General features: G+C 56.2%; 8 protein-coding genes. 3 read left to right on the top strand and 5 right to left on the bottom strand.

From position 1 onward, the window contains the following. The first annotated feature begins 206 nt into the window (after nt 1–206). A complete protein-coding gene (locus J2I48_RS05610; RefSeq protein WP_207334423.1) occupies nt 207–2,555 on the top strand; it encodes a T9SS type B sorting domain-containing protein in 2,349 nt (782 codons plus the stop codon). An 84-nt stretch (nt 2,556–2,639) separates the two neighbouring features. On the opposite strand, the gene J2I48_RS05605 is transcribed toward J2I48_RS05610, so the two are convergent. Next, complete coding sequence (locus tag J2I48_RS05605; protein WP_207334422.1) at nt 2,640–3,572, bottom strand: homoserine kinase; 933 nt, start codon at nt 3,570–3,572, stop codon at nt 2,640–2,642. A gap of 157 nt (nt 3,573–3,729) precedes the next feature. Then, on the bottom strand, nt 3,730–5,430 hold the full coding sequence (locus J2I48_RS05600) for a sodium:solute symporter family transporter (RefSeq protein ID WP_207334421.1): 1,701 nt from the start codon (nt 5,428–5,430) through the stop codon (nt 3,730–3,732). Nucleotides 5,431–5,732: 302 nt separating this feature from the next. Between J2I48_RS05600 and J2I48_RS05595 the strand changes: the two genes are divergently transcribed. Beyond that, entirely contained in the window at nt 5,733–8,927 is a 3,195-nt protein-coding gene (locus tag J2I48_RS05595; protein WP_207334420.1) for a PAS domain S-box protein, read from the top strand. A gap of 97 nt (nt 8,928–9,024) precedes the next feature. On the opposite strand, the gene J2I48_RS05590 is transcribed toward J2I48_RS05595, so the two are convergent. From J2I48_RS05590 to J2I48_RS05580, 3 genes are all read right to left on the bottom strand, one after another. After that, nucleotides 9,025–11,442: a penicillin acylase family protein gene (locus tag J2I48_RS05590; protein ID WP_207334419.1), complete on the bottom strand. Its 2,418-nt coding sequence runs from the start codon at nt 11,440–11,442 to the stop codon at nt 9,025–9,027. A 17-nt stretch (nt 11,443–11,459) separates the two neighbouring features. After that, entirely contained in the window at nt 11,460–12,686 is a 1,227-nt protein-coding gene (gene fahA / locus J2I48_RS05585; RefSeq protein WP_207334418.1) for a fumarylacetoacetase, read from the bottom strand. A 123-nt stretch (nt 12,687–12,809) separates the two neighbouring features. Then, the gene (locus J2I48_RS05580) at nt 12,810–14,000 is read right to left on the bottom strand and encodes a homogentisate 1,2-dioxygenase (protein ID WP_207334417.1); all 1,191 of its coding nucleotides are present in this window, start codon (nt 13,998–14,000) and stop codon (nt 12,810–12,812) included. 169 nt (nt 14,001–14,169) lie between these two features. Between J2I48_RS05580 and J2I48_RS05575 the strand changes: the two genes are divergently transcribed. After that, a complete protein-coding gene (locus J2I48_RS05575) occupies nt 14,170–14,967 on the top strand; it encodes a hypothetical protein (RefSeq protein WP_207334416.1) in 798 nt (265 codons plus the stop codon). Nucleotides 14,968–15,120 lie beyond the last annotated feature (153 nt).

The following is a 15,120-nucleotide window of genomic DNA, read 5'->3' as shown; positions in this document are numbered from 1 at the left end:
GGATAACCTACCCACGCCGCCTAGTGTTGCGAAAAGAGATCCTCTACCCAGCGGTCGCTACGAAAATCACGTCTGAGATATACGGTACGAAGCAACCTTTTGCGTCTGGTTAAGGTCTTGCCCGTATTCGGGCCAACCAGTAGATAAGTATACGTTGCTTTCCCGATTAGTTCGTATTTTTCCTTGCTTACTTGTTATCTCGACGTATGAAACCAGCACTACTTTTTTTCATGCTGTTTTGCCTCACCAGTAGACTAGCCTGGGCATCGCACATTGCCGGGGGCAACGTGGAGCTGGTGGCTACGGGTAAGCCGGGACAGTATCGGTTGAGCCTTAATCTGTATATCGACGAAGCCAGCAAAGGCCCCGAGGCCGTCATTGACCCGCAGATTTTCCTCTCCATTTTCAGGCAGCGCGACAATAAGCTGATGGGCGATTTCCCGCTGAAATTTCTCCGTAAAATCCTGCTGGTCTACGCCAACCCCGCCTGTGCCCGGTCGAAGGGCCTGGAAACGTCGGAGGTGAAATACCAGGGGCTGATTCAACTCGACGCCGCGCAGTACAACGACCCGGCAGGCTACTATATCGTTTGGGAGAAGTGCTGCCGTAACAAAAACGTCACCAACATCGACCGGCCCGATCAGTCGGGTATGATCTACTACCTGGCGTTTCCGGCCCTGCTGCGCGGGGGTGGTGCCTTCCGCAACTCGTCGCCGGTATTCCTGACGCCCAACCCCGAATACATCTGCCGCGACAAAGATTTCACCCTCCCCTTTCAGGCCACCGACGCCGACGGTGATGAACTGCGGTATTCGCTCGTGACACCCTACCGCGACAATATCTACACGCCCTATGGTTTCAAGAATTCGTACAAAGACCCCGATTTTCCCTTGCTGTCGTGGCAACCGGGCTACTCGGCCAAAAATGCTATTTCGGGAAAACCAGCTCTGACCATCAGCAGCGACGGTGTGCTGAGCGTAAGGCCCGACAAGCTGGGTTTGTTTGCCTTTGCGGTGCTTTGCGAAGAATATCGGAACGGCGTGAAGATTGGCGAAGTGCGCCGCGACCATCAGATTCTGGTTGTCGACTGTTCGCCGCAGGTGCCGCCCAAGCCCGTCATTACGCCGGTCTCGCCAACGGGGGCCTCGCCCATTGCCATCTGCCTGGGCAGCGACATTACACTTACGTCAGAAAACGCACCCGACTTCAACTACCAGTGGCGGCGCGACGGTTATAACCTACCCGGCGAAAACAAACCTACGATTCGCACCACGCTGGCGGGCGACTATACGGTTATCAAAAGTTTTGCCACCGTCTGCACCCGTGACTCGGTCTCGGAGGCGTTCAGGGTGACGTATAAACCCAACGACCCGGCCCGGATTACGGTCGCTGACACGGTCATTTGTGCAGATCGTCCTGCATCATTACAGGCCAACACCAGCCCCAATTTCAGGTACCAGTGGTTTCAGGATGGCCAGCCCCTACCCGGCGAAACAAGCCCCAAACTGATGTCGCCACGGGGCGGAAAATACCGGCTGGAGATACTAAATACGGCCAACAATTGCCTCAGCGCCGACTCGGTGAAGCTGGTGAAAAGCCCGCTCACGAGTGCCATCGTGGTGGCATCGCTGTCGGGGCCGCTCTGCACGGGAAGTCAACTAACTGTCAGGCTTCCCCAGTCGCTAACCGGCATCAGCTACAGCTGGCAATTCAACGGTGCACCCTTGTCTACCACGGCGGCCACCACCCGCGCCGACAAGCCGGGGGGGTATCTGGTTACCGTCAGCGATTCGGTTTGTTCGGTGAAGTCGGCGGTGGCGCAGGTGAACGCCCGCCCAGTGCCCCAAATCGACTCTATTTCGCCTATTTGCGGGTCTTCGGCCCCGGCGCTGGCTTTGCGGGGTAGCCCCGTGGGTGGCGTGTTTTCAGGCACGGGCGTCAGCGGTAGTCAGCTAAACCCGGCCCTGGTGGGGGCTGGTCGCCACACGGTTGTGTATTCAGTAACGAACGCTGCCGGGTGCCGCGCCGACACTACCCGAACGTATACCGTAGTCGACGTGCCACAGCCCGATCTTGGCCCGAACCAGACCATCGTAGTGGGTAGCCGAGTTTCCTTAACCGGCCCACCCGGCACGGGGCTAACCTTCACCTGGTTACCGGTGGCGGGGCTGAGTTCGGGTACGGCCATTAGCACGGTGGCGCAGCCTGCCCAGACCACCACCTACCGCCTCGTCGTGAGCCGCAACGGCGTATGCCCCCTCTCTGACGACGTGGAGCTGACGGTGCTGCCGGGCCTGTTTATCCCCACGGCCTTCAGCCCTAACGGCGACAGGATGAACGACACCTGGGAGTTTCGGGGTGTTGAGTCTTTTCCGGGCTGCACGGTGCGGGTGTTCAACCGCTGGGGCGAGGTAGTCTTTGCCAGCGACGACTACCAACACCCCTGGGACGGGCGACTGTCCGGGCAGTTGATCCCGTCGGGCGTGTATCACTACATGGTGCGGCCTACTCCCTTCCTACCCGAACAGCAGGGTACACTGACGGTGATGTACTAAGAGAAGTGGCAGTGGGCAGTGGCAGTAGGCAGTGCTGACGCTAGAGCAATATAGCAGCGTCAGCACTGCCTACTGCCACTCCTTTCAGTACATCACCCTCGGTCCGGCGTTGTTGATGCCGGAGACGTATACGTCGCTGGTGATGCCGACGGAGAGGAACGCCTGTTGCATGGCTTGCCCCACGTGTTGAGCGGTTTCGGCGTCGCGGCTGAGGGCAAACATCGACGGGCCGGAGCCGGAAATACTGCACCCCAGGGCACCGCTGGCCATGGCAGCCTGTTTCACTTCGTTGAATTCGGGAATGAGAATCGACCGGACGGGTTCAATGATCACGTCGACCATCGAGCGGCCGATGAGGTCATAATCGGGCTTCATCAGGCCCGCAATGAGGCCCGCTACGTTGCCCATCTGCGTGATCGCATTCTTGAGCGACACCTCGTTTTTCAGAATGTAGCGGGCGTCTTTGGTGTTCACCTCCACGTCGGGGTGCACCAGCGTGGCGAACAGATTGGCGGGCGTTTCAATCTTGATCACGTCGAGGGGATTGTAACTCCGAACAACCACAAATCCCCCCAGCAACGACGGCCCCACGTTATCGGCATGAGCCGAACCGCAGGCTACACGCTCGCCTTCCATAGCAAAGGGTAGCAGTTCCAGCGTGGTCAGGGGCCTGCCCAGCAGTTCGTTAGCCGCAAAAACCCCCGCCACGGCACTCGCCGCGCTGGATCCCAGCCCACTACCCAGGGGCATATGCTTGGTCAGCACCATGTCGAAACCCACGTCGGTACGGCCTAGCTTTTTCAGAAACACCTGGATGGCAATGCCGGCCGTATTGCGGGCAGCCTCGCGGGGCAGCCGACCGTCGTCGCCAATGATGTCGAGGATACGAACCCCCGGCACGTCGGTTTGGCGGAGCAGCACTTCATCGCCGGGCTGATCGACGGCAAAGCCAAAAATATCGAAGCCACAAGCCACATTGGCCACCGTAGCCGGGGCAAACACGCGTATTTCGTTCACAGGGGAGGAGATTCAGGAGGCAAAGGTAGTAGAGACGCAAGATTTTGCGTCTCAGGCGCGACATACTAAGAGGTATGAATGATTTTTAATGAAAGCCATCGGTTATCATTCTTAGTATGCCGCGCCTGAGACGCAAAATCTTGCGTCTCTACAAGTACTACCAAAACCGAATATACAAGGCCGAAATGATGACCAGGATGATAACAATCATGGTCGTTGTTGATGGCGACACGCGGAACATGCTGGCGTCGATAACGAAGGCTTTGGGGTTGATTTTGGGTCCGGCCAGGCTCATGGCCACCATAGTCAATACCGTAAACACAAATGACCAGCCCATGCAGATCAGGAACGGAATCTCCATTTGGCCCGAATTGCTGTTGAAGAAGGCCGTGTATAGCAGCGTTTCATTGCCGAATAGTTTTGGCGCAAAATCATTGAAGAGCACCGCCAGCCCCAGGCCCAGCAAAATACCCGTTACGGCGGCGGCACCGGTGGTCCGTTTCCAGAAAAAGCCCAGGATAAACACGGCGAAAATACCGGGGCTAACGTAGCCCGTATACTTCTGGATGAAGGTGAAGCCACCCTCACCCCCAATGCCGAGCGAATCTTGCCAGGTGAAGCCAATAGAGATCAGCATGGCCGCCAAAATCGTGAGCCGACCCACCCACACCAGCTGCTGCTGATTGGCCTGCGGCTTGATGTATTTCTGGTAGATGTCGAGCGTGAAGATGGTAGAAATGGAGTTGGCTTTGCCCGCCAGCGAGGCCACGATAGCCGCCGTCAGCGCCGCCACCGACAGACCTTTGAGTCCACTAGGCAGGAACGTGAGCACCGCCGAGTAGGCGTTGTCGGCCATGACCTTGCCGTTGGTGGCCATTTCGGCCTGGAGACCGCCATTTTTGAAAATCACATAGGCGGCAATGCCCGGCACCATCACGATCAGGGGCATAAACAGCTTCAGCAAGGCTGCAAACAGAATACCCGTACGGGCCGTTTGCAGGTCGGCACCCAAGGCGCGCTGGGTAATATACTGGTTGCAACCCCAGTAGTTGAGGTTCACGATCCACTGCCCGGCCAGGTACATAGCAATGCCCGGCAGGGTCAAATACTTGTTTACTTCCACTTGCGGGGTATTGGCGGTGGGCTTCTCGAAGATCATGTGGAAGTGGTCATCGGCGTTGGCAATCATAGCCTGAAACCCCGTCACTGCCGATGAACCCAGGCCCATCACTTCGCTCACCTTTACCAGCGCCAGGTAGGTCGTTACCAGGCCACCAATGATGAGCACCAGCACCTGAATCACGTCGGTGAAGCCAATCACTTTCATGCCGCCGAGGGTGATCACGATGGCAAACAGGCTGAGGCCGATCACGATGGGATGAAACGAATCGGGGCCAACGAGGCTGCTGATGGCCAGAGCACCCAGAAACAGGATAGAGGTCAGGTTAACGAAAACGTACAGAAACAGCCAGAACACGGCCATGATCAGGCTCACGGTTTCATTATAGCGGGTGCTCAGAAACTGCGGCATGGTGTAGATTTTATTCTTCAGGTAGATCGGAATGAACCACACCGCCACAATAATGAGCGCAATGGCCGCCAGCCACTCATAGGCCGCCACAGCTACCCCCAGCGTGAACCCATTGCCCGACATGCCGATGAACTGTTCGGCCGAGATGTTAGAGGCGATGAGCGACGCCCCAATAGCCCACCAGGTCAGCGACCCTTCGGCCAGGAAGAAATCTTTAGTATCTTGATTTTTGGTCTGCTTGCGTTTGTAGATCCAGTAGCCATAGGCCGAAACGCCAATAAAATAGAGGAGGAAAACGATGTAATCCGCAGTAACAAGTTGCTTCATGAAAACAGTTTCGTGGGTTTAGAGAGGTAATGCCATACGTAGCAAAAGCTAAAATTAGGCGATTCAGCCGGAAAGCAACCCCAGGCGATCAACAAACCGCAGCAGCAGGGTAAAATTCAATAGGTCCTACCGGCTAAAAGGTAAACCGGGTCAATTTTATCCTGATGCAGGGCTAAAGCTATCGCGCCATACAATGGCAGCGTAGGCCTGGTTGGCAAAGCCCGCAGAATGGAATTCCGGCCAATGATTACTTCCTGATGCCGATTTGCTATTATTTTAAGCCGCTATTCAGCCATCATTTTATGACCCCTACCACTACACGCCAATACTCATTTCTGAACGGTGGCGGGGAGTTGGGCCAGCTAACCCGCGAATTCAACTGGACCCAAACGCCCCTCGGTCCACCCGACGCCTGGCCGCTAAGTCTGCAGACCACTTTGGGTATTGTGTTGCATTCGGCATTCCCCATGTTTTTGTTCTGGGGCGACGAGCTGACGTGTTTTTATAACGACGCTTACCGGCCTAGCCTGGGACAAACTGGTAAACACCCTGCCATTGGAAGGCCTGCCAAAGCCGTATGGCCAGAAATCTGGTCGTTCATTGGTCCCCTGATTGAGCAAGTCATAACCACGGCCGAGCCAGTCTGGTACGAAAATCAGCTGGTGCCCATTCACCGCAATGGCCAGCTTGAAGACGTATACTGGACCTTCAGTTACGGCCCGGCTTATAACGATGAAGGCCAGACAGCCGGTGTGCTGGTAACCTGCACCGAAACCACGCAACAGGTGATGGCTGCTAACCAGTTGCGCCAGTCAGAAGCAGCACTCACCCGCTTCCGGTACATGGTCGAAAACGCTTCGGACCCCTTTATCCTGATGCGCGAAGATGGTACATTCGCCTACCTCAACCAACTGGCCCTTGATCGCTGGGGCTACACTGCCGAAGAAGCCCAGACGTTGCGAGTCCCCGACGTAGACCTAATCTATAACGACACTGTATTTACCGCAGCCTTTGCCCGGTCACAGACCGAAAAGATACCACCCTTTGAAACCATCCACCGCCGTAAAGACGGCATTACCTACCCTGTTGAGGTAAATATGGGCGGGCTGTTGCTGGATGGCAAACCCCACATGTTTGCAGTGGCCAGGGACCTTACCGAGCGAATAAAGGCCGAAGAAGCGCTGCGGGCCAGTGAACAACGGTTTCAGGCCGCTATCACTGCCGTTGAAGGTATCCTGTGGACCAACAACGCCATTGGCGAAATGGAAGGCGAACAACCTGGCTGGAGCAGTCTGACGGGGCAGCAGTACAACGACTACCAGGGCTACGGCTGGGCCAAAGCCGTTCACCCCGACGATATACAGCCAACCATTGCGGCCTGGGAACAGGCGCTTGCGCAACGCAGTATGTTTGTATTCGAGCATCGGGTAAGGATAGCGGCGGGACATTATGAGTTGTTCTCGGTACGGGCCATTCCTTTGCTCAACACCGATGGCTCGATCCGCGAGTGGGTGGGGGTACATACCAACATCAACCGGCAACGGGAAGCAGCAGTAGCCCTGCGCAGTAGCGAAGCCAAGTTCCGGTCGCTGATTGAAGAAGCGCCGGTAGCAACCTGCCTGCTGGTGGGTCGTGATCTGGTGATCGAAGTAGCCAACGACACGATCATTACCTATTGGGGCAAAGACCGATCGGTGCTTGGTCAGCCTCTTGCCAAGGCCCTGCCTGAGCTAGACGGCCAGCCCTTCTTAGCCATTCTTGACCAGGTGTTCACCACGGGCAAACCCTATGTTGCCACAGCAGAAAAAGCTACGCTACTAGTTGATGGAATTCTGCGTACGTATTATTTCGATTACACTTATAAACCCCTTTTTACCAATAATGGGGAAGTCTATGCCATTATGAACATGGCCGTTGACGTAACAGAGAGCCTGATGGCCAGGCAGAAGGTTGAGTCAAGTCAACGGCAGTTATTGGCCCTGTTTGAGCGGTCGCCGGTAGGCATTGCCATTATTCAAAAAGAAAACCTCACGTTTAGTCTGGTAAACCCGTTCTATGGCGTATTGACCGGACGTGCCCCCGACGAACTGCTTGGCAGACCCATGCTGGAGGCGATGCCTGAACTGGCCGGGCAGGGGTTCGACCAACTGCTGAACGAAGTAATAGAAACCGGCAAGCCATTCATTGCCAATGAGGTGGCGGCACAACTGCTGCGGCAGGGTCAGCTACAGACAATTTACGTTGACCTGACCTATCAGCCCCAGTATGAAGCAGATGGCTCGATCTCAGGTGTGTTTGTCATTGCCACCGACGTGACCCAGCAAGTGCTGGCCCGCCAGAAAATTGAAGAAAGTGCGCGGCAGTTCCGTACCCTGCTCGAATCCATGTCGCAGATGACCTGGACCAACACCCCAACAGGCGATGTTGATTTCTACAACCAGCGGTGGTACGATTATACGGGCCTGACGTTTGAACAAACCCGCGACTGGGGCTGGCAGGCCGTGGTTCACCCAGACGATGTGGCCCAGACAGTAGCCCGTTATCAGCACGCCTTAGCTACCGACGAAGAGTTTGTGGTCGAAAACCGCTACAAACGGGCCGACGGCGTATATCGCTGGCACCTTAACCGCGCCCGGCCCCTGTCCGACGAATCGGGTCAGATTATCCAATGGGTCGGCACGGCCACCGATATTCAGCAGCAGAAAGAACTTGAAGCCGAACTGGAACGGAAAGTGGCCGAACGCACCCAGCAATTGCAGGCCTCAGTGCGTGACCTGGAACGGTCGAATCAGAATCTTCAGCAGTTTGCCTACGTGGCCTCGCACGATTTGCAGGAACCGCTCCGCAAGATTCAGTCATTCGGCACGCTGATCTCAACTCAGTATGGTGATAAACTAGGCGATGGTGGCGACCTGCTGGATCGGATGAAGGCCTCGGCCAACCGGATGTCGATACTTATTCAGGACCTGCTGACGTTTTCGCGCATCTCGACCCGGCAGGAGGCCACCACCCGTGTGTCATTGACAACCGTTGTTTCCAACGCTCTGCTCGATCTCGATTTGCGCATTCAGGAGACCAAGGCAGTGATCGAGGTGGTGCCACTCCCCACCGTCCAGGGTGATGCCTCGCAATTGGGTCAGCTTTTTCAAAACCTGCTCAGCAATGCCCTGAAATTTACTCGCCCAGGTATTCCGCCCCAGGTGAACATCACGGTACATACCCTACCCGCCGCCGCCCTGCCCCACATACTTAAGCCAGCACGCGAAGCCGACACCTACTACCGCATCGACGTGGCCGATAACGGGATTGGGTTCGACGAGAAATATGCAGATCGTATTTTCCAGGTGTTTCAGCGGCTACACGGTCGCGGGCAGTTTGCGGGTACGGGCATCGGGCTGGCCATCTGCGAAAAAGTGGTAGCCAACCATGGTGGAGCCATCACCGTAACCAGCCAGCCCAACCAGGGAGCCACTTTCAGCGTGTATTTGCCGGTGTGAACTGGTCATTAGTCATTACGCTTCGCTGTCATTGGTCATTGGCAGCTGAATACAACAAATGACCAATGACAGCGAAGCGTAATGACTAATGACCAGTCTACGGTTTCAAAACCATCTTGCTCTCTGTTACCTGCTCAATCCTTTTGCGGGTAAAAAACACGGGAAAATAGCTGTTTTCAGCCCAGAGGGGGAATAAGTCGCGGTAATGAGGACTGTCGGGGTTGCCCGACTGACCGGGCGTATTGATACCCATCGTGCGGTCCCAGTCTTCGGTGTCCATCACAATCCGAAACGACGCGCCATGCTCCTGATTCAGGCCACTTCCCGTCACGTTCACGGTTTCGCTGTAGCCGCCTCGAGGTACGGGTCCCAGGTTAATTCGCTTCCGCTGCTCGTCGCCTACCAGGTCGCTGAGGGTGTGGGTGAGGGTGATGTGCTTGTTGGTGCGCTGCCCGTACACCCACGTTTCCATGTCTGGTCCCAATCGCTGCGTTAAATCGGCCACTGACTGCGCCACGCAGGCCAACAGCAGGCTGTCGCGGTTAATGGCCTGATGGAGAATCAACTGCGGCGACACTGCCCAGTCCAGGATGCGTTTGGTGGGAACCGATTTTAGGTACGGTTTGGCATCGGCAGGGATGGTCAGGTCGGCGAAGGCACGGCGTAGGCTGGCTTCAAAACCCACATAGATAGATGCCGCTACCGAGTTCATATCGAGCGAGTAGTTCCACTTGCGGAGGTACGCCAACGCCTGTTCGGTGGTCTGTTCTTCTGCCGAAAGAGGTTCCAGCAGGGGCACCAGCGTGCGGGCGGGTAGGGCTATATAGTCAGCTTGCAGGCGCATGAAATCGCTCACGGTCTTGCGCTTGCCGTCGCTCAGCACCTCTTCAATGCGTTGCGCCCGCGAAGGGCTAGCCCACACCCAACCAATGGCATCGCGGTGCGGAAAGTCGGTGGGCGTCAGGTTGTTATTGGCCGTCACGATCACACCCGACTGGGGATTTTCGGAATGCGGCAACTGGTCGATGGGTAAAAAACCGGCCCACTCGTAGCGACCATCGCCGGGTACGGGCACCAGCCCCGTCCAGTTTTTTCGGATGGGGGCCAGCCCCACCGCCTGCCAGCCAATGGTGCCTTTGGGATCGCTCCAGATCATGTTTTCACCCGGCACCCGGCTAGCCAGACACGCCTGCCGAAACTCGGTCCACGACCGGGCCTGATTCATGCGCAGGCTAGCCAGGTAGGGCGAGCAGCCCGGTTCGAGCCAGCCCGCCCGCACGGCATAGGCTTTGTGGGAAGGGCCGTCTTCAAACACCACCGGCCCGTGGCGGGTGTATTTCAGCTTGATGGTTTGGGCCGCCTGCCCCTTCACAGCAATAGTTTCGCGGCGGGTGCGCATGGTTTCCCAGCGGCCCTTGTACCGATACTGGTTGGCGTTGGCGGGGTTAATGTCGTAGACGTACAGGTCTTCATTGTCCGTGTCGAAGATGGTAAGGCCCCACGCGCCGTAGTCATTATGGCCAATAGATATGCCCGGCAGTGTAGGCTCACCCGCACCAATCACGTTCCAACCCGGTGCGTTCAGGTGCGCCCAGTACCGCAGCGAGGGCACCGACTGCGCCCGGTGGGGGTCATTGGCCAGCATGGGGTACCCACTCGCCGATTTCTGCCCCGAAATAGCCCAATTGTTCGACCCCACAAACTGCTTTTCTGCGTCAAACCAGGCATCGGTTTCGGCCTGCTTCAAACCGTCCAAATCCTTACCCCTCCTATTGAGCGCGTCGTCTTCCATGGTTACGCCCAGGGTCTTGTCGGCTTTGCTAAACCGGATGGGCAGGCGGAAGGCTTCGTACAGACCTAAAATGTGCTGCATCAGTCCTTTGCCATCTACATGCAGCGTCAGGTCGGGCGATTTATCGTCTCTATCTTTGGTAGCTACTGGGTGAAACCACTGTAACGCCCGCAGGCTGTCGGCCCCGATGAGATGCACCAGCCGACCGAAATTTAGTTCATCGCGGATGTTGCTAAGCAGGCCCTGATGGCGGCTGATGACCACCTCCGGCGTCCATAGTCCGGGCTGGGTATTTAGAGTCTTAAACTCGAAGGGCAGTTTTTCGGGTGTTTGGTTGATCTCCGTTACGTAGGCGTTGATGCCCGCCACAAACGCCCGCACAATCTGGCTGCCGTGGGGGTGGTAGCGGTTCAGTTCAGCATCTAGGTTCTGAGGCCGAAACATAAACAGCCGCGTACCAACATCGCGCTTAAGTTCTTGCGGACCAAGCAGTTCAGCCACGGTGCCGGTGGCCTGCCGCCGCCAGAGTTCCAACTGAAACAGCCGGTCCTGCGCCGCCAGATACCCCTGCGCAAAGAACAGGTCGTGCTCATTCTTGGCGTATATGTGGTTCACACCCCATGTGTCGCGTAGCACCTCAACCGGCTGTTGCAGGCCTTTGGTACGTAGATCCTGACCACAGGCAGCCGTGGCAAGCAGAAACAGAAAAGGAATAAAGCGCATTGGTCGTGTTTTTTTGATTAGCCCACAATTCGGCCCGTGACTTCGCCGAAACCGATACGGTGTTCGCCTTCGCCCGCCCAGGCCCGGAACGTGACGGTGTCGCCGTCTTCCAGAAAGGTACGCGTATCGCCGTTGGCCAGGGCGAGAGGTTCGGCCCCACCCCACGACAGTTCCAGCAGCGATCCCCACGATGACCGTTCCGGCCCCGAAATAGTACCCGATGCCATCAGATCGCCCACCCGGATGTTGCAGCCGTTGACCGTATGGTGCGTCAGCTGCTGCGCCTGCGACCAATACAAAAAACGCTGATTCGAACGCGAAATGACCGTTTGCCCCGAATCGGCGTCCCCCGTTGAGGTGGCCAGGACCACCTCCAGGTTAATGTCGAGGTTGGGCAGCGGGTTGGTCTCCTGCAAGTAAGGCAGTGGCGTGGGGTCCTGCTCGTAGCCCGGCACGCGAAACGGGGCCAAAGCCTCCATCGTTACTACCCAGGGCGACATCGACGAGCCAAAACTTTTACCCAAAAAAGGCCCCAGCGGCACGTACTCCCACTGCTGAATGTCCCGCGCCGACCAGTCATTAAACAGCACCATGCCAAACACGTGTTCGTCGAAATCGGCGGGGGTCAGGGCTGTACCCAGGGGGCTGTCTTTGCCCACAATAAAGGCCGTTTCCAGCTCAAAATCGAGCCGACGGCTTAGCCCAAAAACGGGCTGCGTAGCGCCTTTTGGCATCATTTGCCCACTGGGCCGCCGGATATCCGTGCCCGACACCACCACCGACGATGCCCGCCCATGATACCCCACCGGCAGGTGCCGCCAGTTGGGCAGGAGCGCATTGGCCGGGTCGCGAAACATCTTGCCCACGTTGGTGGCGTGGTCGATGCTGGAATAGAAATCAGTGTAGTCGCCAATCTGAACGGGCAGGTGCATGGTGGCCTCGGCCATGGGCACAAACGCATGTGCGGGCAGTTGGCATTGCAACGTAGGTTTCGTGAGCGCTAGCTGTAACACCTCCCGAACCCGCCGCCAAACAGGCCGACCCAGGCGGATAAAGTCGTTGAGAAACGGCTGTTCAAAAGCTTCTTTCTGCTTGTTGGTCAAAAAGTCATCAAAAATGGCCCAGTTAGATGCCAGGGCCATGTCGATGATCTGGTCGCCAAAAGCTACCCCTACGCGGGGTTCGCTGTTGACGGTATTAAAAATGCCAAACGGCAGGTTATGAAGGGTAAAATCGGGATGCATGGGGAAAAATGTTCGACTGTCTGTGGGTTTGTCTGTTTGTTAGTTTAGTGTTTGTCTGTCAAGTGCGAACACTCATTGGCGTCAGCATCAGACAAACCAACAAACAGACAAACAATCAAACCCTTACTTCCCTTCCTCCCGCCACGATTGAAAATACACGCCGTCATCAATACCCATAGCCTGGGTGGTGAGGCGTAGGGAGCGGAACGTGTCGACCATCACGGCGAGTTCGTCGGTGCCGGTTTTGCCAATGCTGCGTTCCATGGCGCCGGGGTGCGGGCCGTGCGGAATGCCCCCCGGATGCAGCGTTAGCACGCCCGGACCTATACCGTTGCGCGACATGAAGTTGCCATCGACATAATACAGTACCTCGTCAGAGTCGATGTTGCTGTGGTTGTAGGGGGCTGGAATGGCCTGCGGGTGGTAATCGAACAAACGGGGCACAAAGGAACAGACCACGCAGGCCTTCGTCTCGAACATCTGATGCACCGGTGGCGGCTGGTGAATGCGGCCCGTGATGGGTTCAAAATCGTGAATCGAAATGCCGTAGGGGAAATTGTAGCCATCCCAGCCCACCACATCGAAGGGGTGGTAATCGTATACCAGCGTGTGCAGGATGCCTTCTTTCTTGATTTTCAGGACAAAGTCGCCCCGCTCATCGTGAGTTTCCAGATCCTGAGGCAGCTTTAGGTCGCGCTCCGAATAGGGCGAGTGTTCCAGTTGCTGACCAAAGTGATTCCGGTAGCGTTTAGGCGTGTACATCGGCGAGGTCGACTCCACGTAGAACAGCCGGTTACCTGTCGAATCGGCATCGGCAGGGCCTGTTTCGTTAAACGCAATCTGGTAGATCATGCCTCTAGGAATGAGCAGGTAATCGCCCGGCACAAATGGAATCTGGCCCAGCAACGTATGCAGCGTACCCGTACCCCGGTGCACAAACAGCAGTTCGTCGGCGTCGGCGTTTTTGTAGAAATAGTCTGTAAGCGACTGGCGCGGGGCCGCCACGCCAATGACCACGTCGTTGTTGACGAGCAATGGCGTACGGCTTTGCAAAAAATCATCGACCGGGGCCACGTCAAACCCGATCAGCTTCCGCGACATGATGTTATGTTCTACCGCCAATGACGGGCGGAGATCGACGGGGTCGAGTACGGCCTGTACCTGCGTGGGGCGGTGGAGGTGATACAGCAGCGACGACATCCCGTCGAAGCCGACTGTGCCGAAGAGTTGTTCGTAATAAAACGCCCCCGCCGGACTTTTGAAGACCGTGTGGCGCTTGGGCGGCAGTTGGCCGAGGTGATGGTAGATAGGCATGGTTTGTGACGAAGTATATGTAGACTAACGCAAAATAGGCGCGTCAGTGGCAAAAGTACGCGCCAAAACTTCCATACTGCCTACCAGTAGTACGCTGGCGCTGGTGAATAATCCCTTGCTGGGTTAGGTATCTTTGAGGAGTGTCGTATTCTGTTTATCCCTTCAGCAGATGAAACAATCGTACTATCTATCCCTTTGCATTATCGTCTTTGGCGTAGTATCCATTTATAATCAATACCGCTCAAGGCCTGCGCCCGTCCGGTTACTACCGCCTATGGCCACACTGACCGACGTTGACCGGCTCGATGCGGATCATTTCATTGACAATAGCCATACCGCACTGGCCGACGTAGCCCTTAGTAGCGAAGGCCTTTGCCCGGGCGACACGTCGTTTACCTGTCGCAACCGGCTTATTCAGTTGCAACGCCAGGTTGTGCAGGATTACCCCATACCTATTCCCCAGCCAAACGTGCCTGCTCCTATGCCAGCTAGTGAGGCCGTAGCCCGTTACAAAAAGTACATGGCCGACAATGCAGGTGACCCTAAACTGTTTGTCTTCAAGCAACTCTACCCGCGTATTTTGCTAAACAAATATGGCGTGCTGGCCAGTCAGGACCACGCGTTGATCCGGTATTTCACGGAACACATGCTGGAGGCCCACGCGCAGGATTTTGCCACGCTGGCAAAAGCGCTTCCCTCGCTAAAAGCAGATGTTCCCGCTGACCAGTATAACCAATGGCTGGCTGTGACCATCCGGGAAGCCGAAGCTCAGCAAGCCAACCAACAGCAAACTATTGCGGCACTGCAACGGCGTATTGCGCACCTGAAAGCTAAGGCGAGAAGTGACGACAAGGAACGTAAAAGCCTCGCCATCAGCCTAACATTTCTCCTGGAGCACCTCGAACATTCGTCTATCACTGCCGATCTGACTGCCTTGCGCAAGCTCCGGCAAGCTGATCGTGTGTGAGTTAACGTGAATTATGGATAATTTTTGAAGCAGCTTATTAGCCGACGGCGTGTTACTTTTGTGCCGTGTTAGTCTCGTTAGCGATAAGTAGTTGGCATTTAACACGTTGGCGGATTGGTAATCTGTATTTCGCGTTAAATTATTGCCTGCATA

Source organism: Fibrella aquatilis, from assembly GCF_017353255.1.
Lineage (GTDB): Bacteria > Bacteroidota > Bacteroidia > Cytophagales > Spirosomataceae > Fibrella > Fibrella aquatilis.
The sequence above is the reverse complement of the archived record's forward strand: the minus strand, read 5'-3'. Positions and strand labels throughout refer to the sequence as shown.

Coding starts and splice junctions, on each gene's coding strand:
- J2I48_RS05610 (WP_207334423.1), top strand. CDS start 207: ATGAAACCAGCACTACTTTTTTTCATGCTGTTTTGCCTCACCAGTAGA.
- J2I48_RS05600 (WP_207334421.1), bottom strand. CDS start 5,430: ATGAAGCAACTTGTTACTGCGGATTACATCGTTTTCCTCCTCTATTTT.
- J2I48_RS05595 (WP_207334420.1), top strand. CDS start 5,733: ATGACCCCTACCACTACACGCCAATACTCATTTCTGAACGGTGGCGGG.
- J2I48_RS05590 (WP_207334419.1), bottom strand. CDS start 11,442: ATGCGCTTTATTCCTTTTCTGTTTCTGCTTGCCACGGCTGCCTGTGGT.
- fahA (WP_207334418.1), bottom strand. CDS start 12,686: ATGCATCCCGATTTTACCCTTCATAACCTGCCGTTTGGCATTTTTAAT.
- J2I48_RS05580 (WP_207334417.1), bottom strand. CDS start 14,000: ATGCCTATCTACCATCACCTCGGCCAACTGCCGCCCAAGCGCCACACG.
- J2I48_RS05575 (WP_207334416.1), top strand. CDS start 14,170: ATGAAACAATCGTACTATCTATCCCTTTGCATTATCGTCTTTGGCGTA.